This is a genomic window from Vibrio sp. YYF0003 (genome assembly GCF_036350715.1).
GTDB lineage: Bacteria > Pseudomonadota > Gammaproteobacteria > Enterobacterales > Vibrionaceae > Vibrio > Vibrio natriegens.
In genome coordinates, this window is record NZ_JAZDWA010000001.1 from 966,477 (window position 1) to 986,919 (window position 20,443).

15 protein-coding genes are annotated in these 20,443 nt (G+C 43.1%); 7 read left to right on the forward strand and 8 right to left on the reverse strand.

The window, feature by feature from the left end; translation table 11 throughout:
- Positions 1 to 51: 51 nt before the first annotated feature.
- Positions 52 to 957, reverse strand: a complete 906-nt coding sequence (locus V1U08_RS04250) for a DUF808 domain-containing protein (RefSeq protein ID WP_014234746.1) — start codon at positions 955 to 957, stop codon at positions 52 to 54.
- A gap of 187 nt (positions 958 to 1,144) precedes the next feature.
- Here V1U08_RS04250 and V1U08_RS04255 point away from each other — a divergent pair, with 187 nt between their 5' ends.
- Positions 1,145 to 2,074, forward strand: coding sequence for a M14 family metallopeptidase (locus V1U08_RS04255; RefSeq protein ID WP_268668612.1), 930 nt, complete (start codon positions 1,145 to 1,147; stop codon positions 2,072 to 2,074).
- Between the two features lie 218 nt (positions 2,075 to 2,292).
- Positions 2,293 to 2,907, forward strand: coding sequence for a 3'-5' exonuclease (locus tag V1U08_RS04260; RefSeq protein ID WP_065301404.1), 615 nt, complete (start codon positions 2,293 to 2,295; stop codon positions 2,905 to 2,907).
- Between the two features lie 122 nt (positions 2,908 to 3,029).
- Here the strand turns inward: V1U08_RS04260 and V1U08_RS04265 are convergent, their stop codons facing one another.
- Positions 3,030 to 4,487, reverse strand: a complete 1,458-nt coding sequence (locus tag V1U08_RS04265) for a DUF3360 domain-containing protein (RefSeq protein WP_330470000.1) — start codon at positions 4,485 to 4,487, stop codon at positions 3,030 to 3,032.
- 451 nt (positions 4,488 to 4,938) lie between these two features.
- Positions 4,939 to 6,189 (reverse strand): hypothetical protein, encoded by a 1,251-nt coding sequence (locus tag V1U08_RS04270; protein WP_330470001.1) that lies wholly within the window; start codon positions 6,187 to 6,189, stop codon positions 4,939 to 4,941.
- A gap of 521 nt (positions 6,190 to 6,710) precedes the next feature.
- Between V1U08_RS04270 and V1U08_RS04275 the strand changes: the two genes are divergently transcribed.
- Entirely contained in the window at positions 6,711 to 8,471 is a 1,761-nt protein-coding gene (locus tag V1U08_RS04275; protein ID WP_020335381.1) for an ABC transporter ATP-binding protein/permease, read from the forward strand.
- Between the two features lie 260 nt (positions 8,472 to 8,731).
- On the opposite strand, the gene V1U08_RS04280 is transcribed toward V1U08_RS04275, so the two are convergent.
- The 3 genes from V1U08_RS04280 to V1U08_RS04290 all read right to left on the reverse strand — a co-directional run bounded on the left by V1U08_RS04280 (position 8,732) and on the right by V1U08_RS04290 (position 11,364).
- Positions 8,732 to 9,349, reverse strand: coding sequence for a flavodoxin family protein (locus V1U08_RS04280; RefSeq protein ID WP_243978887.1), 618 nt, complete (start codon positions 9,347 to 9,349; stop codon positions 8,732 to 8,734).
- 88 nt (positions 9,350 to 9,437) lie between these two features.
- Positions 9,438 to 10,376 (reverse strand): alpha/beta hydrolase, encoded by a 939-nt coding sequence (locus V1U08_RS04285; RefSeq protein WP_243978602.1) that lies wholly within the window; start codon positions 10,374 to 10,376, stop codon positions 9,438 to 9,440.
- A 73-nt stretch (positions 10,377 to 10,449) separates the two neighbouring features.
- On the reverse strand, positions 10,450 to 11,364 hold the full coding sequence (locus tag V1U08_RS04290) for an alpha/beta hydrolase (RefSeq protein ID WP_330470002.1): 915 nt from the start codon (positions 11,362 to 11,364) through the stop codon (positions 10,450 to 10,452).
- Positions 11,365 to 11,495: 131 nt separating this feature from the next.
- On the opposite strand from V1U08_RS04290, the gene V1U08_RS04295 reads away from it, so the two are divergent.
- Positions 11,496 to 12,425, forward strand: a complete 930-nt coding sequence (locus tag V1U08_RS04295; protein ID WP_330470003.1) for a LysR family transcriptional regulator — start codon at positions 11,496 to 11,498, stop codon at positions 12,423 to 12,425.
- Positions 12,426 to 12,629: 204 nt separating this feature from the next.
- Here V1U08_RS04295 and V1U08_RS04300 read toward each other — a convergent pair whose 3' ends face one another.
- Positions 12,630 to 13,478, reverse strand: a complete 849-nt coding sequence (locus V1U08_RS04300) for a hypothetical protein (protein WP_330470004.1) — start codon at positions 13,476 to 13,478, stop codon at positions 12,630 to 12,632.
- A gap of 1,074 nt (positions 13,479 to 14,552) precedes the next feature.
- Entirely contained in the window at positions 14,553 to 15,569 is a 1,017-nt protein-coding gene (locus tag V1U08_RS04305) for an IS110 family transposase (RefSeq protein WP_330470005.1), read from the reverse strand.
- 533 nt (positions 15,570 to 16,102) lie between these two features.
- Here V1U08_RS04305 and V1U08_RS04310 point away from each other — a divergent pair.
- From V1U08_RS04310 to acnA, 3 genes are all read left to right on the forward strand, one after another.
- On the forward strand, positions 16,103 to 16,312 hold the full coding sequence (locus V1U08_RS04310) for a hypothetical protein (RefSeq protein ID WP_014234823.1): 210 nt from the start codon (positions 16,103 to 16,105) through the stop codon (positions 16,310 to 16,312).
- Between the two features lie 876 nt (positions 16,313 to 17,188).
- A complete protein-coding gene (locus V1U08_RS04315; RefSeq protein WP_005378997.1) occupies positions 17,189 to 17,401 on the forward strand; it encodes a cold-shock protein in 213 nt (70 codons plus the stop codon).
- A 244-nt stretch (positions 17,402 to 17,645) separates the two neighbouring features.
- A complete protein-coding gene (acnA, locus tag V1U08_RS04320) occupies positions 17,646 to 20,369 on the forward strand; it encodes an aconitate hydratase AcnA (RefSeq protein WP_330470006.1) in 2,724 nt (907 codons plus the stop codon).
- The last annotated feature ends 74 nt before the right edge of the window (positions 20,370 to 20,443 follow it).

Genomic DNA, 20,443 nt, shown 5'->3' on the forward strand with positions numbered 1-20,443 from the left:
TGACTTTCTATCAATAAAAGAAGTCATGACCCTTGTTGTTTTTTAGTGAGGTTAATTCCCACGCACCTTTTCTATCACTGTCCAGGCACCAACGACAAGCAAACCGGCAACAAATCCAATAAGACCGTTGAGTAAAATCGGTAACACTGCGGTGGCAAAAGAGTGACCACTAAAGTCCATCAGAATTGGCTCTACAAAGTGATGAATGGCTGGCACATTGTGAACAATGATGCCCCCACCAACCAAAAACATCGCTGCTGTGCCCACTATGGTTAGCAATCTCATCAACTTCGGCGCAAAAGTTACCAGTGCGTTACCGACTTTTGCCATGAAGCCTTTTCCTTTCGCGCGCACCTCAAGGTACAAACCCAAGTCATCGAGCTTAACTATCCCAGCGACTAAGCCATAAACACCAATGGTCATCACTATCGCAATCAGGCTCACCACAATAACCTGAGTGACAAAACTGGCTTCTGAAACCGTACCTAAAGCAATCACAATGATTTCAGCAGAGAGAATAAAGTCGGTACGAATCGCCCCATTGACTTTCCGTTTCTCGAACTCTTCTACTGACTCTCCTTTATCCAACATCTCTTCTTTGTCTTCATGTGAGTGAGCATGGGGGAAGAGTTTCTCTAGTACTTTCTCTGTGCCTTCAAAGCAGAGGAAGAGACCACCAAGCAGAAGCAATGGCATGATCAACCACGGAATAATGGCGCTAATAAGTAGTGCAGAGGGTACCAAAATCAATTTATTCTTAAACGATCCCTTGGCAACAGCCCAAACCACAGGTATTTCACGTTCAGAGGCAACACCTTGTACCTGCTGGGCGTTCAATGCTAAATCATCTCCTAACACACCTGCTGTCTTTTTTGCCGCCACTTTTGACATCACCGCGATGTCATCGAGTACCGTGGCAATGTCATCTAACAGTGTGAGTAAACTTGCTCCAGCCATTTTTTATCTCTTTAAATGCAATTAGTTACATTAAACCTAGTAAAAATTAAAATGTATCACCACAAATATGCTCAGCAAAGTGATTATCTGGCAAAGATTATGCTGACGGACGGTATTTTATATTGCTGTCGAGATAAGACACGTCTAGTCTTGTCTTACCTTTGAGTAAACAAAAGAAAAAGTATAGATGAAAAGCGGATACACTTACCCAATTGGTACCCCAGGTCAACCTTGGGGAGAAGCTGAACGCAAAGCCTGGTTAGCAGAACGCGATGTAAAACGCAGCTATCAGGAAGAAGTCGTCAGTAAAATCGACGCACTTCGCGACCGTTTTGATGTAGAGCAATACGGTGCGCTCTCATATGACGAAGATCGTTTCCCACTATTTTGCATCAAAACACGCAACTGGGATTCAGTAAAACCTGTTGTTCTTGTCACCGGTGGCGTGCACGGCTACGAAACCAGTGGTGTACATGGAGCATTAAAATTCGTGGACACAGAAGCGGAGCGTTACGCAGAGCACTTCAATATCGTTGTTGCACCATGCGTGAGCCCTTGGGGTTATGAGGTAATTAACCGTTGGAACCCAAACGCGATTGACCCGAACCGCTCTTTCTACGCAAACAGCCCTGCGGAAGAATCCGCGAACCTTATCCAGCTGGTTGCGACACTGGGTGATGTATTGATGCACATTGATCTTCACGAGACAACTGACTCGGATGAAACAGAATTCCGCCCAGCTTTAGCCGCTCGCGATGGTATTGAATACCTCGAAGGTTTGATTCCAGACGGCTTTTACACCGTCGGAGACACTGAGAATCCGCAACCAGAGTTCCAAAAAGCAGTGATTGAATCGGTAGCAAAAGTGACGCACATTGCCCCTGCGGACGATCAAGGCGAAATCATCGGATCACCTGTAGTTCAGTTTGGCGTGATCAACTACCCGATGGTGAAACTGGGATTATGTGGCGGTGTGACTAACTGCCAATATGGTACGACAACTGAAGTCTACCCAGACAGCCCAAAAGTCACTGACGAAGAATGTAATGACGCTCAGGTTGCAGCGATTGTTGGCGGACTGGATTACGTTCTGTCACAACTCAAGCCCGCTGTGTAAGCCGCTCATATCTTAATTTCATTCCAATAAGTTACCGCTTTCACTTTCATACAGTGCCCTACTATGAAAGTGGAAGCTTTCCTTTTATCAGTCTAAGACTACAACGCATTATTCAATGCCAGAAAGACACCCAGCGTACGTTCATCGCAGTGCATCGCCTTTATTTTTCTAGCGCTTTCTAGGATACTCTGCACATTATTTTTTAGTTGGAAAACTTCATGCCTCAAGCAAATTCCGTGGTTGTGCTCGACTTTGAAACCACTGGCCTCTCTCCTAACCTTGGTGACCGCGCAATTGAAATTGGAGCAGTAAAATTAGTTGATGGTGAGGTTGTCGATAGTTTTCAGCAGCTCATGAATCCGGGCTTCAGAGTAAGCTCATTCATTGAAAGTTATACTGGCATCACCAATAACATGTTACGCACCGCACCAAGCTGCGATGAGGTGATGGCATCGTTTAGTGAATTTATTGCCAATGAAAACCTCATCGCTCACAACGCCTCATTCGATAAACGATTTCTCGACGCGGAGCTTGAGAGAGTAAACAAAGGCTATTCAGGTGAGTTCGCTTGTTCGTTACTGGTGGCAAGACGACTGATTCAAGATGCGCCGTCACACAAACTTGGTGAGCTCGTTCGCTACAAAAACATCGAAAACGACGGTGTTTTTCACCGTGCGTTAGCAGATGCACAAATGACAGCCAAACTTTGGCTTCAAATGGTAGCGGAGTTAGAGCAATCAGGAATCACCAAGCCAAGCTTTCAGTTTATGCAAACCGTTAGTAAGACAGCAAAAGGCAAAGTGGATCTGCTACTCGCTAAAAGTCGTATTTAATTCATCTGGTTAAATGCATTTTTGGACAACGAAGAAAGTGACATTCGTTGTAAGTAGCCATTGCTTGTCAAATGAGAAAAGGCATAGGCGGTGACCACCTATGCCTTTAGAGAGAGGTTCAATTAACCGATCAGAGCGGGAATACCCGGAAGCTGACCAACTACAGCAAGGGAGCCAGCACAAACGATAAAGGCAACACCAGGAATCAGGTATTTATCTTTGCCCGATAGCTCGTTGGCGCGCTCATGGTCGCCGATAAGTCCGAGGTTATCCAGCAGCATAGTTATTGCCCAACCAAAGACTGGGTTAACGAATGCACAGGCAAAAATACAGATACCTGCACTGAGTGAATCTTTATGCTTATGTATCATCTGCATACCCGCTTCAAGAAGTGGTAAGAATACACCGACAATCAGCGCTACGCGTAGAACAGGTTCCCACATTGCTAGATCCATCGGGTAACCAATTACTGCTGCGGCGATACACATTAAACCCGTTAACAGCGCGCCGCCTGGAATAGGACGCTTGGCAATTGCCGCCGGAATCATGTACGTACCCCAAGAAGACGCTAGATTACCGCCACCTAATAGTGAGCCAACGCCCTGACGAACAGACGCTCCGACCATAGTGTCGTCGACATCCATTAGTACGCCTTTTGCTTCTTTTGGATAGTTAAGTTCTTGAAAAACACGATGACCAAGGTAGTCAGGGGACCACATAGCGACGGCTAGTAGTGCAAATGGCGTAACGGCAATAAAGTGCTCCAGGGTTGGCCAGCCTAGTTGCCATCCGGTATCTTCACCCCACCAGTAGAATGGACTGAAATTAGGCAGGCCCGGCTCCGTGGTAAAAGCAAACTCAGCGCCCATTGCATAAGCGACAATGCCCGCTAGTGCAGAACACAACGGGATGGCCAACCAACGTTTGTTGATCTTGGCTAAGTAGGCATAAACCAACACCGTTAGACCAATGACCACAAACGAAATGTAACTTTGGTCCGTACTCGCAGCCCACACTTCAGTCTTATTAATCTGTCCGATCAACCCAACTGCGCCGAGGTAGATCAGCAACCCACCTCGAACCCCAATGCCAGTGAGGGTCATGAGTTTAGAACCACCCTTGGTAAAAGCGAGAATTAAACCAAAAGCACATACCATCAAGCCGAGAGCCAGTGGATGGCCCCCTGCTGCTGCAATCATTGGGATCAGCGGTATCATGGGGCCGTGAGTACCGGCTAAGTTTGCGTTCGGGTTTAGGATGGCAGAAAACAGGATAACGAACAGAGCGCCCGCGATAAGCAGTTCATAACGCACGTTTTCTGCGACAAACTCAGGAGATAAACCGAACTGAGCAGCAAAGGCGGCAACCATAGCGGTTACCATAACCACTTTACCAATGGTTGCGGCTAATGCAGGTACCCAGTCTTCGATTTCAATACTGTAATCACGAGATGGTAAATGAATACCCCAGCGGCGAAAGCTCATGATGGTTAAATCATGGTTTAGAAAGTCTTCTCGGTTTTCAAATTCATGCGGTTTTTTGCGCACATCCCTGTAAAAAGTCTTACTTGTGTCAGACATTTAGTTATCCTTTGTTATGTTTCGAAGTTGAACTATGTCAACCAGAGTTTCGCTTGGTATACAGACCTTCGACCAATACGAGACAACACCCTAAGTGCTACCGAGCACCTTTATTGATTTCATAAACGAAGAAAACATGGATTTACTTCGCTAGTGAAAACAAGAAAACTGAAAAGTATCTTGCCAAACATTCACATCAAACATCGACGCCACACTAAGAAAGAGGTTTGGAGCCAATTTTTGATTTGAGCTTATTAAGCATGTATTGCTATCGGTAGGAATATTAGACATTAGTAAAAGAACAACAAAAATCTCACTTATCGCACAAAGATTTAACATCTTATTAGGGCGCGCTGATCTTTCGTGAGTGATTTTTAAACAGAAAGCCAAGGGGGAACGCTCCAAGAGCAGCTATCTAGTGTCTACTGACGCGGAGGCTATTCAGTGTATTTTATTTCAGCCGTCTTGGAATAAACCGCAGGATGACTAAGCCAATGAAAACAAGCAGGATCAGAATGGCAATACGCCAGAAGATATGGTCCAGCACGTTGGTAGATAGCCTTTCCAATTCATTGATATCGCGTTGTAGATGCGAGATTAGCTGCTGTAACTGATTGGCAAGATCGCTGGATGCCTGAATTAGCTCCAGTGGGTTGACTGGAGGTCCTCCGGCTAAATCAGTTGAACTCTCATCAAAGCGCGCTAATAAACGGTCAATATTGATACTCGCTTGGTTGGTTTTGTCAGCCAGGTCCGAAGATGCCTTTACTAACTCTAGTGTCGCAGGCAGCATCTGTTCTGCTTTGTTGCTACTGTTTGAAACTAACTCAAAGATCTGTTCCCGTTCATAGGCAATGTATTCAAAAAGTTGGTTGAGCGCGAGCTCACGCTCTTTCTGGATGTCTTCAACAAGCTTATTTTCTAGTTCAGCGAGTGAGGTCGGATACGAAGCCAATGTCGATTGGAGTTCTTCAAACCTCTCTTTCGCTTCATCGTATCGAGCTAGCATCTCCTGAATCTCGGGAGAAGCAAGTATACGGTAAGCCGATAGTTCTACCTGCTCGCCTGCAATATAAGTCAAGCGACTGGAATACCACATTGCACGTTCGCCAAACAGCAATGCTCTATCAACGGTGCTCACAGCAGAATCGATCTCTTCGAGTAAACCTTTGGCTTCTTGTCGGTGCCGATGCTGAGGTATCCAACGAGCATCTGTGAAGGAGTCAAATCGGGTTAGCTCAACGACTAGCCTATCCGGATTTTCTTCGAGCCAAACATCTATCAAGTCACGAAGTACCTGTTGCTGCGAAGGTGTCAACAGCCGAGAGGAGCGCTGCCAAAGGCGATCTTCTGTTTTCTTTAATTGATTTAAAGCATCCTGAGCTCTTTCGGCTCCCCATATTTTGGGTATCCAATAATTCTCGAAAGTTGAGCGTTGTAATGTTGATAACACAAGGAGATCGAGTAACGCGATATCGGGGCTTCGTCCTGCAGCTATTTCTGTTGCAGCCCCTAAACTGTTACGCATAAAGGATTGAACTAACACTCGTTCGTGACTATTTTCAGTTTTTGGTCGTAAGTGCAGGAAGGCAACTTCAGAAACAGAAGCGATGTAATCATCGGCCATCGACATGATTAACGATTGCAGTGCTAATTCATCCATTGCCAGTTGATTGGTGGCTTCAGCCTTTGTGAGATGCATTCCTGGGCTCGACATAACTAAGTCTTCAGGGATAATCGCACAGCTTGTTAATAGGAATAGTATGGATGAACTTGATAACAGTTTTAAGGACATGAATTGTCTTAGTAACATCCGCTGTCTCGTTTTATAGCGTTGAACATTTATCTAAGCACATTTACCTACAGCAGATGCTTATTAATTCTACTCAGCTATTAGAGTAAACATCATTTGGCAAAGAACATAAGGTTAACTTAAGTATTAGTTTCAACTGTTTTGAAAAGCCAGAAATTAGCGCTGTCTGTACAATCTCATCAGATTAGTCCGTTAGGAAACATGGTCGTTTTAGCGGTGAAAGTAGCTCAGACTCTTTTAAGAAGAAAAGATCGCTTATACACATTTGCCACCCACTTTTTGTATAACCAGTTTATCTTTTCATTTTTATAGTAAATACCGTTCATCGTTCCTCAAAAGTAAACGCTACTGGTTTCACCAGACTAAGTGACTTACTATTCCAAATACTATTAAAGGTTTGTGGACCACTCATGAGCAGTAAAAATAACAAAAACCTCAGCATTCTTCTTAAGCTAAACACCTTTGTTTCTCCTTATAAGTGGCGAGTTACCGCAGCCTTGATCGCACTAGTCGCGACCGCAAGCCTGACGCTATCGGTGGGCTATGGAGTTCGCATGCTGATCGACCAAGGGTTTGCTCAACAATCATTGCAAGAACTAACGAGTGCGATTCAATTTATTGTCGGTGTCACTCTGTGTATTGCTATCGGTACTTTCTTTCGTTTCTATCTTGTTTCATCAGTAGGTGAACGCGTTAGCGCTGATATTCGCCTCGCGGTGTTTAACCATGTTATTTCTCTGCACCCGAGTTATTTTGAGACCAACAGCAGTGGCGATATTATGTCGCGTCTCACCACTGACACGACTTTGCTGCAGAGCATTATCGGCTCCTCATTTTCGATGGCCATGCGCAGTGCGTTAATGTGTATTGGCGCGATCATTATGTTGTTTGCGACCAACTTTAAACTCACTCTGATTGTACTGGCTTCTGTGCCCTTCGTTTTGGTGCCTATTTTGGTCTATGGGCGACGAGTGCGTGCACTATCCCGCCAAAGCCAAGACTCCATGGCAGATGTGGGCAGCTATGCAGGAGAAGCGATAGAGCATATTAAAACAGTACAAAGCTTTAGCTCAGAACAACATGAGAAAGCCGCCTTTGCCGTGGAAGTAGAAAAAGCATTTGAGGTCGGTAGACAGCGAGTAAAGCAACGCGCGATTTTAATATCGGGTGTCATTGTGATCGTGTTTAGCGCGATTGCTGGCATGCTTTGGGTAGGTGGCAGCGATGTCATCCACGGTAAAATGTCAGCCGGTGACCTAGCAGCATTTGTGTTTTATGCCATTATGGTCGCGTCCTCCACAGCAACCATTTCTGAAGTGCTTGGCGAGCTACAGAGGGCTGCTGGTGCCACTGAAAGGTTGATTGAGATTCTCCAAGTTGAAAGCGATATTAGTGCGCCAGACCGTGCTTTACCAATAAGCACAACCATCTCAGCAGAGGTTGCATTTAGCTCGGTTAATTTCAACTATCCTTCTCGTCCCGACCAACCGGCCATTAAGGAATTAAATCTCACCGCTGAGCAAGGTAAAGTATTGGCGTTGGTTGGTCCGTCAGGTGCTGGTAAAACGACACTCTTCGAACTACTACAACGTTTTTACGACCCACAACAAGGCCAGGTTCTGTTTGGAGGCGTGGACATTCGCCAGTTTGACCCGAAAGAGCTTCGTCAGCAAATGGCACTCGTTCCTCAGCAACCCGCTTTATTTAGCCACGACGTATTCCACAATATTCGCTACGGCAACCCAGAGGCAACGGACGAACAAGTTATCGAAGCGGCGAAAAAAGCCCATGCACATGAGTTTATTGAAAAGCTGCCTGAAGGCTATCGCAGCTTTTTAGGCGAGCGCGGCGTAAGGCTATCAGGAGGACAAAAACAGCGAATTGCGATTGCGCGTGCCATTCTTAAAGATCCCAAAATCCTACTGCTTGATGAGGCCACCAGCGCCCTCGATAGCGAAAGTGAACATCATGTTCAGCAAGCGCTTGAGGCTCTAATGAAAGGCCGTACCACACTGATCATTGCTCATCGTTTATCGACCATCCAACATGCAGATAAGATAGCGGTTTTAGACAATGGCGCACTGGTTGATATTGGTAACCACCAATCATTGATGCAAAGCTGTGAGCTCTATCAGCGACTAGTGGCGTTGCAGTTTAAGCACTTGGAATGAACACGTACTTAAACTCGCTATCAGTCGTGGGATTAAAGTGCATCACGTAAGTGTTGTTCACAGGAGAATGCTATGACGACTGACAATACATGAAGTTATTTAGATAATTTATGTATTTCTTTAGCTGAAGCCATAAGGTGTCATTGACTAAAAACCGGCAACGCCTTAGCAGTTTGAATATGAGAAACATTCTTACAGCTTTGCATGTCTATCATGCTAAATCATTTTTATGCTATTTGACTATCTTGACGCTATTAACCTCACTCCAATTTGTCAAAGTTGTTTAGCATTTCCTGAGTCGAAATCTGATTTCCCATACGTCCACGATTCACATATTGATGTTTAAAGCTAACCGCGCCTTTTGAACGAACTAATGATTCAAAGTCTCTGATGAAACTTTCTTCAAACTTGCTGTTAAAGGTATTAAATAGGACAACATCTTTACCTGTTAAGTCACTATTTTTAGCAAACTGCCATATTGGTGGTGCTGGGCTGTATAACCAAATAGGCGAGCCTAAATAAATTGTTTCATAAGTTGATAGGTCAATAGTTTTTGGACTGATATCAGCAATATTGTTGCGAGCATCCTTTAACGCACTTATCCACCCAGGAATTCCAAGATCATAGTCTTCCGCTGTAATCTCGTAGAGGTGTCCATTCCTTTTATCTGCTATATGGTTTGCCAGCACACCAGTGCTCCCAGAGCGAGAGAACACAACTACAGCAACTTTTGATTGAGTCGCTACAGGGAGAGAGCCTACTTGCCTTAATGACTTATTCTTTGAAAACTGCGAGCTTTCAACTCGCGTCACCACAAAAGCAACAGTTAAGGCCACTATAATAGCGAATACTGCAATTATAATTATCCATCGTGTCATATTTACTGACTTACCCACTTCAAACTAAATCTTACGGTGTTAAAAAGAAGCGCTTTGTAACCATACAAAACGCTTCGAACTGCTTAGATTACTTTAGGTGTGTTCTAAGGAATGCAGAAACCTTGTCCATTGCCATACTTACCGCTTCGGGATGGTCATACAGTTCATAGTGAGACCAGTTTTCCAAATTAACCAGTTGGCGGTCTTTTGATTGAACAGAGCGACCATAAATTTCCTGTCCATCACGATAAGCACCAAACGCCCCTACTTTTTGGCCGACCACGGCCATAACAGGCTGAGTCAATAACGTTTCTGCGAATGCAAAGGCATCCCAGCTTAGCGTTTTCTGTGCATGTGAGAACAACATACGTGTTGCTCCACCTTCGGTTTGTCCACGTGGCGTTTTATAGTATTCGGTAGCTTCGAACACGTCTCGTTCTGTTAATCCATTTTCTTTTGCAAATTCAACACTTGGAGGAAGAAGTTCATTGATTTGCAATTCTGAGCCACGCGCTTCGGCTGTTCGCTGTGCAGCCATAGATTCCAGGTTGGCGATAGGGTCGTACATACTAAAGCCTTCACGAAATAAGCGGCCTAAGTTGACTGGCGTAATACCTACGACAGCTTTCAAGCGCTTTTCGGTTAGGGCTGAATTGATGATGTAACCACCACCACCGCAGATACCGAGTCCACCAATTCTATTCTCATCGACATAAGGTAAAGTCACTGCATAGTCGATAACGCGGCTGATGTCTTCAACACGTTGACTTGGATCTTCTACGTAGCGAGGCAATCCCCCCGACTCTCCTTGGAAACTCGCATCAAATGCGATCACGACGTAACCTAACTCAGCAAGAGCCTTACCATAGACAGCACTGGATGTTTGTTCTTTACAGCTACCAAAAGGATGAACGCTTATCATTGTTGGGTAGCGTTTTGATTCATTAAAGCCTTCTGGGAATAAAACTAATGCAGACATATCCCAAGCCATATCAGCATTTCTGAAAGTGATTTTTTGCATGTTCATAATCAATACCTTAAGAGTAAAAAGCCTTGAGAGTAGAAAGGCTCAAAGAAATCGAGCCTTTCATCGGGGAATATTAAAGAGTGCGTTGGAAGAAAGAAGCGAGTTGGGATACTGCGTCATCGACGTGTTCGGCAACATCATAAAGCGACATATGGTTTGCACCATCAATGACATACAAGGTTTTATCTGAACTCGCAGCTCGATCCATCAGGTCATCACTCATCCACTTGCTGCCTGCGTCACTACCAACGACAGCAAGGATTGGTTGAGTCAAAAATGCTTCCGCTTTGTGGTACGCATCGTAAGTAATGATCTGGTTTAAGTTACGGGTTAGAGCAAAACCCGGAGCATTTGGATGTTCACAACGTGGTGTGTGGTAATATTCCCATGCTTCTCGCAGTTCTGCGTTTGGTGCATCTTCTTCACGCATCGGAGCTAGAGGAATGATTGCGTATTCAGAGCCATTAGCGTCAGTTGTACGTGCATTCGACCCAAACTCTAAGTAACCAAGGGCATCAGCATCGTTAACCGAATTATCCCAACCATTACGGAACATTTGACCGATATTAACTGCGCTAACCATGCCTAAAGCTTTAATACGACGGTCATTAATCGCCGCGTTTGCGCTGTAACCCGCACCGGCACAAATACCCATCGCACCAATTTTGTCGTTATCGACATAGTCCAATGTTGTTAGATAGTCGACTACAGCACTCACATCTTCAGTACTAATGTATGGGTTTTCCATTTGACGAGGTTGACCCGTGCTTTCTCCTTGGTATGAACGGTCAAAAGCAATAGCAATTAAGCCGTTTTCCGCAAGTTTACTCGCGTATAAACCTGCTGTTTGCTCTTTCACGCCGCCACCAGGGTGTGAAACAACAACAGCTGCATATTTTTTACTTGCATCAAAATCTTTAGGGAAGTTGATAACCGCAGAAATCTCAATACCTTGACCATTTAGATTTTTGAAAGTGACTTTAGACATAGCGACATTCTCCGTTAGAGGTTAACTGTTCATTTCAGGCTGATGACCTAAGCTTCGATGTAATATTAGCCAACAGACTGTTTCGGATAAATATCGTTTTATCTACATGACTGTTTAGTTATACTTAACAAATGCGAATTGAACCTTCTTTACTTTCATCACTGACATGGTTTGCACATATTGCTCGCCATCGCAGTTTCACTAAAGCGGCCTCAGAAATGGGGATAACCCGTGCCGCCTTATCACAGCACCTAAAAGCGTTAGAACAACAGCTACAAGTTCGATTAATTAATCGAACAACCAGAAGTATGTCGTTAACGGAAGAAGGCCAACGTCTGCTTGATATTTTGCAACCGTCTTTGACTAGCATTGAACAAGTTGTGAGTGAACTGAACGAATCCCATCTAGAACCTTCAGGATTAATTCGTATAAGCGTTTCGAGAACCGCAGCTCGGCTGCTTATTGAACCTCACCTTGGCGAGTTCCTATCTCGTTACCCCAAAATACGCTTAGAGTTAATCATGGATGATGGATTCTCTAACATCGTTGCAGAAGGCGTTGATGCGGGCATTCGCTTAGGAATAAGCTTGGATGAACATATGGTCGCGGTTCCTATTACCCCACCGTTAACAACGGCAATAGTGGGCTCTCCTGAATACTTTGAGCGAAATGGACTACCTCAGACTCCTGATGATTTAGAAGATCACAATTGCCTTGCTTATCGTTTTACCTCGAGCGGAACAATCGACCATTGGTCGCTAACCTCTCCTGATGTTGAAAAACACACCGTCGTTTTCGAGCCTAAAGGCAATGCGATTTTTAATGATGACCACAGTATGTTACAAGCGGCAATACAGGGTGTTGGTTTAGTGAAGCATATTGATTTGTGGGTGGAAAAGCACATAAGTGAAGGAAGGCTAGCTCGAGTTCTTGCACCTTGGTGTAAAGAGTTTCCGGGGTTTTATTTATACATACCTTCACGAGAGAACATGCCTAAAAAAATCCGCGTGTTAATGGATTTTTTAATCGAAAAGCGTGAACTTCTGAAACCCAAAGAGTAGTTATCAGATTACTTTAAATAGGGAAAGCGCGAAGGCACATTGAACAAAGTGCCATTAACTTAGCTAACTTTGGGGCACTTTTGCGTTAGAAAGTGCCCACTGTGAAGGTTCTGGACAAAAGTGAGTTAGCAATTGTCACTGCCATCCACTACCTGAAGTATGGAAAATACACTTTATAGCGTAGCCTACTCATACCGTGTCACTTTAGCAATCTTCTTCTGTAATAACATACGTCATAAGATGTTGGTGGTTTATATCCAGCCATGTGTAATGCTCATTAATCCCCATTTTCAGTACGTCAGAGGTTTCGCAAGCGCGAGCCCTTAAACCATTTTTATCAATATCTAGTATTTCGTTTTCTGAAAATGTGTCTTTATAAACATAGACATTTTCTAGGTAATTATGGCCAGCTATAACATCTAAATAAATTTGAAATTCATCTACAGCAACCGGGAATTCCATCTCTTTTTTTGTACGATTTACAATACCTTTAATGAGCTTATACTTCTTAATCATTTCGACAAGTTGAGGATGGGTACTTCTTACAAACTCGTCTGTGATTGATGATAATAAGGCTTTAATTTCTTCTCTTTGTTTTACCGTCGTTGAGTGTTCTAATAAAGAATAGCAGGCTACTATTTTCTCTTTAGAAATAGTGTTGTCTAATGCTTCGACATTTTGATTTACTAATTTTGCTTGGATTACAGTTTCCAAATTCAACATTGCGCGGCAAGCTTCTGAATTATGCGCTGATACATATACCTTCATTTCATCTGGCGTAAAAATTTCTCTATACCCCTGACTCAAACGAGCTTTATATTTATCGTTAAAGACATACTTTGAAGCGTACTCGTTCAATATTTCAGAATAATTAGCGTCATCACCAACACTCAACTTCTCTGTAAGAGCACTTACTAATTTTTCAGTGCTACCTGCGTTTATAATCTCGTCAATAAAATTGTCATAAATATAGCTATTTTTATTGTATGAGCACGCACTTGTATTTAATAATAAAATTAATAATGCGAAAAACTTAATATCTATTTTTATCATCACAGTCCCTTTTACTTACTACAGTGAAATCAAGAAACAAGGTTATTTGACATTAGTATGTATGACTTCAGTTTGAGATGTATGCATCAACAGTAGAGAAGTGCGACTCAAATTACAAAAAGTATGACTAACGGGAGCATCTACCAATCCGAGTGACAGTTAGACTAAACCATTTGGGGCACGAACGTGCCCGAACAGAGCAGCCTAGCTCGCCTTTGGTAATTTTTCACCAAAATCTCAATTTGTGGTCAGTTGCGGTAAATCGTTTCTAACTGATTAGAAAAAGCGACTTGAAACTTAAATGATTGTTATATAAATCATTCTCCGATAGTGCCCCCAAACTTGGTGAGGCGTTCTAAACTTTGGATAAGGCTTTCCGATGATAGTTCGAAGGTAGACCAACCTTCGATTACCCTCAATTAATTGGTGTGGCCAGGACCATAAAATGACACCCTTACCTTTTAAAAATCAGCGTCTTACATGATTACAAGAACCATATAGTGACATTTATGGTTACCATAAGGTGTCATTTACTAAAAATCGGCAACGTCTTAGCAATTTGAATGTAAGAAACATTCTTACAGCTGTGCATGTCTATCATGCTTCAAAATAAGTAATCAGATAATCATGATAATACTAAACTGCTGCTGGGTTAAAAGTGCAGCAGTTTAGTATTAACTTGACTATTTGTTGTTCTCATCAGTTCAAACCAATTCAGCCCCGACACTCACCCTTGATAGCGATTGCAATGACAAAGTCGCTTGGTAATTAAGGTACGACAGAATCGCTTGGTGATCACAAATGAAAGTAAGTGGGTTCTAACAAGCTTTTGGACAAAATGTATGGTACGCCCCGTTTTGCAAGTTGATAATTAAAAATAACGGAGCTGGTTTGCGTCAATGTATTCAGAGTTTATAAGACGTTCACTTCATCAACCGTCCCGCTCTACGATGAGATCCGCGCCAGATTGTCCTCAAAAGTTTGTAAGCACTGTAGATGCTGTTTTGTCCATAAGGTCTTCAATCTGGTGGTCTAACCGTTTTGTCATCTTTCTTTATCATCTGCAAACCTTGATTAAGTTCTGATCTCAAATACCTTACCAGTGACCATAACAGACCATGAGATTCTTGCTAGTTTGTTGGCCAAAGCGACGAGTGCCACATTGAATGGTTTCCGTTGTTTTAATTCAATAAGCCAAGTGCCGAAATATTTTTCTGCCGAGGTATCCCTCCACATAACTGCACGCGCAGCATGAATAAATAGTTCTCGAAGTTCCTTATTTCCACGCTTAGATATTCCAAGCATCCGAGGTTTGCCTCCAGTGGAATACTGATATGGAACCAAACCTAACCACGCGGCAAAGTTACGGCCATTCTTAAAATCTTTAGGATCTGCCACAACTGATAGGCAACAGGAAGCTGTCATTGGCCCAATCCCAGGTACGCTTTGTAAAATGGTCATTAACTCATTGTCTTTGTTTAACGCTTCTAGTTTTTCTTCCTGCTCTTTGATCCATTTGTTTAGCAGGTTGTAGTAATCAAGCTGGCTCCTTAATTCGAGAATTAGTAAAGGGGGCACTACTTCTTTACTATCTGCCAACCACTGAAAAAGATTCTTCATCTGATGATGACCCCTTGGAAAGCTGATCCCGAACTCCAAAAGCATGGAGCCAATCCTATTCATACAGGCAGTTCGTTCTTTTATGTAACCAGAACGAATTTTACGAACAACGATACTAAGTTGAGCTTGTTCACTTTTGGGAGAAACAAATCTCATCTTTGGCCTAATGGCTGCTTCAGCAATAGCATCTGCATCAATGAAGTCGTTCTTGTGAGTTTTGACGTAAGGCTTAACGTATTGCACGGGAATCAGCTTTACGTGATGACCATACTCTTGGCATTTTCGAGCAAACCAGTGGCTGCCACCACAAGCCTCCATTGCAATAATGACAGGCTCATGGGCTGAAAGTAACTGAAGGGTTTTCTGTCTGGTTAACTTCTTTCGAAAAGTCTCTCTGCCACAACAATCATGGCCAACGAGATGAAAGACATGTTTCGCTAAATCTATACCGATAATATGTGTGCTGTTCATGATGGTTACCTTTCCTTTCCCCGACACTATCGAGTTTAGTGGAATGGAGGGGCGTACCATCTAATTAGTTGGTTAGGCAATTTACTCTATTTAGACTATTAGGTATTAGGAAAAGTATGGGTGTTGCACCATGTATTTTGTTTATTCCCCCCCCTCAAGGCATGCTCAATATTTGCCCATAGAAAGACCGTGCTCTTCAATAGATAATCTCTAAGTATCATTAGCACCCACGACATGTCTGGGAGGGACATCATAGCAAGAGCGACGTTAAGTTGCTTAAACAATGGTGGGCGATGACAAATGTCAGTCATAGTGCGCGTTGGTTTGTGGATTTGGAGCGTACAGCGAGAGCCGAACCCGCATCATCATATTGTAAGGATGAGAAGTAGGCTTTGCGTTCATATTTATTGATAATCAGTGAGTTGACTAGTCAATTTTAATCAAGAAGGCTAAGTCAGTTAGAACGCTATAGCATGAAAAAGTGCTATATTGAAAGCATCACATCTTCACGCCCCCACAGAAGGAATAATACTATGCCGACCTACCAGGTCACTTACTTCAACGTGAGACACGCTGTGATGGATAGCGAAGCTATCTTCATGAAAAACCTAACCAACGCTAAGCGCTCAGCAGAGCATCATGCGCCAGAGGGTACTGACCAAATTGAAATCAAAGATTTAATGGATCAAGTGCTGACTCGATTGACGCCTGAGCAAGGCTGGGTTGATAGCATCGAACAGTGATATTGCCTAGCAATCACGGTTCGTTTGGAGTGTCATCAATAAATACACAGGCTTGATTAGTTTTTCGTATTAGCCTTTGACACAGTTTAATTTGTTTGTCTGTCAAAGCCTGTTCACAATAGAGTTGATCGAGTAAACCAGCAAGCATGTCTCTTTCCAAGTTACTCAGTTTTTCAGAATGCATGAGGAGTGTCGTATTGATAAGTTCAGAGAGGTTTCTTGAACTCACAATCCCCATTCCTTATCCCACGTCTTTTGTTCCTCAATATATTCTATTCGTTTGTGGACATCCTTTCTCTTCAACTCTTCTGGTATCCGCTTAATCCTTTTTCCTTTCGGATTAAGACCAAGTTGTTTCTGCTTTTGTGTCGGTTTAGGTAACTTGCCCACATATAATCCTATTTTGATGGTTAACTGCATTTCGTACCGCATCCACATTGGCTATGAAAGAAACAATGATACTACACAAGTCAGCATAAAATAGACAAAAGTGAGTAACAGCACTAGTTAAATTAGCAAATTGTTAATTATTGTAAGTATCGCAAATACCAGCTTGTTGCAAATTCGGCTATTTGCTCGCAGTCGGCATAAAGTCATTTTTTGTTAGCTAACGCATTAAAAACTTACTGATATTTTTAAAATCATAACCTTACAACCAAATTAAAATATGACCGAAGACTAAACTAACTATTTTCAATTTAAGGCTTATACTTAAAGTAGCTCCGCGAATTTGAGTTATTTTTTCATTATAAAACAAGTTTCCTTTCACAGTTATTTTCGAAATTTTTCGTTTAACTTCTGCGACAGCCCCCTTGAGTGACTATGAAATGGCTCTAGTTATCAGAGCCTTAACCTATAGGATTAGTCGAGGTATATATGTCTGACAGAGAGACTGGATCAGTAAAATGGTTTAACGAGAATAAAGGCTTTGGATTTATCACCAAAGATAGTGATGGCAAGGATATTTTTGTCCATTTCCGTTCGATTTCGTCTGATGGGTTTAAGACCCTTTTGGAAGGACAAAAAGTAAGTTTTGAAGTTGAACCAGGTGAGAAAGGACCGCACGCAACAAACGTGGCTCTCATCTAGATACGGCTGAAGGCATAACAATCAAAAGCTTGGCCTTCATTTTTTGTCTAGTTATTGTTTGATGGTAAAAGTCCATTCCAACTTCTTCCTTCTTTTCGAAATTCAACTCTGATCCTTTCAGGTTATAGATTTTCAGCTGATCAAAGCTATTTGGATATGGGAAATATAAAAATGTCCCAGAAAACAGTCTATGACAAGGAGGTGCCTTTTATAAAGGTCAACCATCATTGAAAGGAAACAAATCATGATACCCACTAACGAGAAAACATGGCGCCAAACATATCTAAGGTCACTGAATTTAAAAGGTACAGAATATAGATACTGGTCATTAAAAAAACTTGCCCAAGATTCTCAAGTAAACCTGTCCAAAATTCCCGTAACTAAACGTCTGCTTATTGAAAATGTAATGCGACAAACCTCTGATTTAAAAGAGTCATCTCGAATTATTGAAGCATTGCTCTTTAAAAATAAGGCTCTCGACTCAGAGAACAACGGTCATTCATCAGAATTGAGCTTCTATCCTAGTAGAGTACTGATGCAGGACTATACTGGGATACCTGCTTTAGTCGATTTAGCCGCAATAAGAGATGCAGTAGCTCAAGAAGGCGGAGATCCGAGTTATGTAACACCTAAATGTCCGGTTGATCTTGTCATTGACCATTCGTTAATTGTTTATCAATCAGGTTCAGAATCTTCGATACAAACAAATCGTGCACATGAAATGGCACGAAATAGAGAGCGTTATACATTTCTAAAGTGGGCACAAAACAACTTCCGTAACTTGACAGTGATCCCTCCCGGTAAGGGGATATGCCATCAAGTTAATCTGGAATATCTATCTCAAGTTGTGCGCGAAGACGAAAAAAGAGTGTTAACACCAGACACGGTAATAGGAACCGATAGCCACACCACTATGATAAACGGGTTAGGCGTGTTGGGTTGGGGAGTGGGAGGCATAGAAGCCGAAGCTGCAATGCTTGGTCAGCCACTAAATATCGCTATCCCACGAGTTGTCGGAGTACGTCTTGATGGGCAATTGCGTCCCGGTGTGACTGCGACCGATTTGGTTTTGACGATCACAGAAAGGTTAAGGTCTCATGGCGTGGTCGGTAAGTTCGTTGAGTACTATGGTGACGGCTTAGCCACTCTATCGGTGGCAGACCGAGCAACGCTTGCCAATATGGCACCAGAGTATGGAGCCACTTGCGGATTTTTCCCAATTGATGAAAATACTATCGCCTATTTAACCCTAACAAACCGCCCTTCTTCACTGATTGATAGAGTGCGGGCGTACGCTCTAGAGCAAGAGCTATGGTGGGATACAAACTGCCCTTCACCAGAGTATGACGAAAATGTTGTAGTCGATTTATCTGCCATCGGTACCTCAATAGCAGGGCCCAAACGACCTCAAGACAGACTTAATATCAGCGCCATTAAGCAAGCGACTCTTGACCAATGTGCTATTGAAGGTGCCGTAAACTCAAACCAGCCAGGCTCATCCAGACCCTTACATCATGGTGATGTCGTCATTGCAGCTATCACCTCGTGCACTAACACGTCAAACCCCGCTGTTATGCTGACTGCGGGTTTGGTGGCTAAGGCAGCAGTTAAAAAAGGGTTAACCGTTCCTAGCTACGTCAAAACTTCTCTCGCCCCCGGTTCATTAGCTGTCGCTCGATATCTCAATGATACGGGTTTGCAAGACTACCTCGACCTATTGGGATTTCATCGAGTTGGATACGGTTGCACAACATGCATTGGTAACTCTGGCCCATTAAAAAACAATCTTGAAACTGAGATCTCGGAAAACAGCCTGAATGTATCGTCGGTATTATCAGGTAATCGCAACTTTGAAGGTAGAGTACACCCCTCTGTTAGCCTAAACTGGCTTGCCTCGCCACCTTTAGTCGTCGCATTTGCGTTAGCGGGTACGACCTGTATTGACTTAGAAAAAGACCCAATTGCGCTCAATAGTAACAACGAGCCCGTCTATCTAAAAGATCTGTGGCCAAGCCAAGCCATGCTGGATGAAATGCTAAATCAAGTCCATGAGAGCCACTTTAGATTGAGCTACAGCGACATTACTGAAGGTGATGAAGAGTGGGAACAATTGTCAATGAAAGATAGCCCCTGCTACCCTTGGGACGAAGGCTCTACTTACATACAACGCCCTCCTTTTTTGGAAATACCACCGCCGACTTTTCCTGTTGAATCAGCGCGTGTATTAGCCATTTTGGGGGATTCAATTACAACCGACCATATTTCACCAGCAGGCCGCATTTCAGAACATAGTCCGGCGGGTCAATATCTACTTTCAAAAAACATCACACCCGAAGAGTTTAATAGCTATGGGTCACGCCGAGGAAATCATCACATCATGGTTCGTGGGACTTTTTCAAATGTACGTTTGGAAAACAAAATCGCCTCCCCGACGATAGGCGGTGTCACGCGATGTTACGGCGATACCAAACTGGATGACTGTAACATGTCAACCACTGAGAAAGCGCCTCCCATCATTCCTATTTACGACGCCAGCAGGAGGTCAATCGAACTTAACGTTCCGTTGGTAATATTTGCAGGCAAAGACTATGGTTCAGGCTCTAGTCGTGACTGGGCGGCAAAAGGTTGTTTGTTATTGAATGTGAAAGCGGTCATCGCGGAATCGTTTGAGCGAATTCATCGTAGTAATTTAGTCGGTATGGGCATACTGCCTCTTCAACTGATGCGACCAGATGAATTAAATTCACTGACTTTAGAGGGTAATGAGACTGTTTTTATTGCCCCCCATGAACCTATAAAGCCGTTATTGGAGCTCAATATTATCGTAGTAACAGCGCAAGGTGCTGAACTCACCATACCTGTTACTGCTCGTATAGATAACCCTAAGGAACTGGAGTATTTTAACTCGGGGGGTATTCTTCAATATGTTCTGAAGCAACTGACAGCTAATATTCCTAAAATGTCATAGTGAAGTCTCGCGTCTTAGATTACGGGGTAGCAGTCTGCGGTAGTTTTTCACCGCAGACTGTCTACACATTTCAG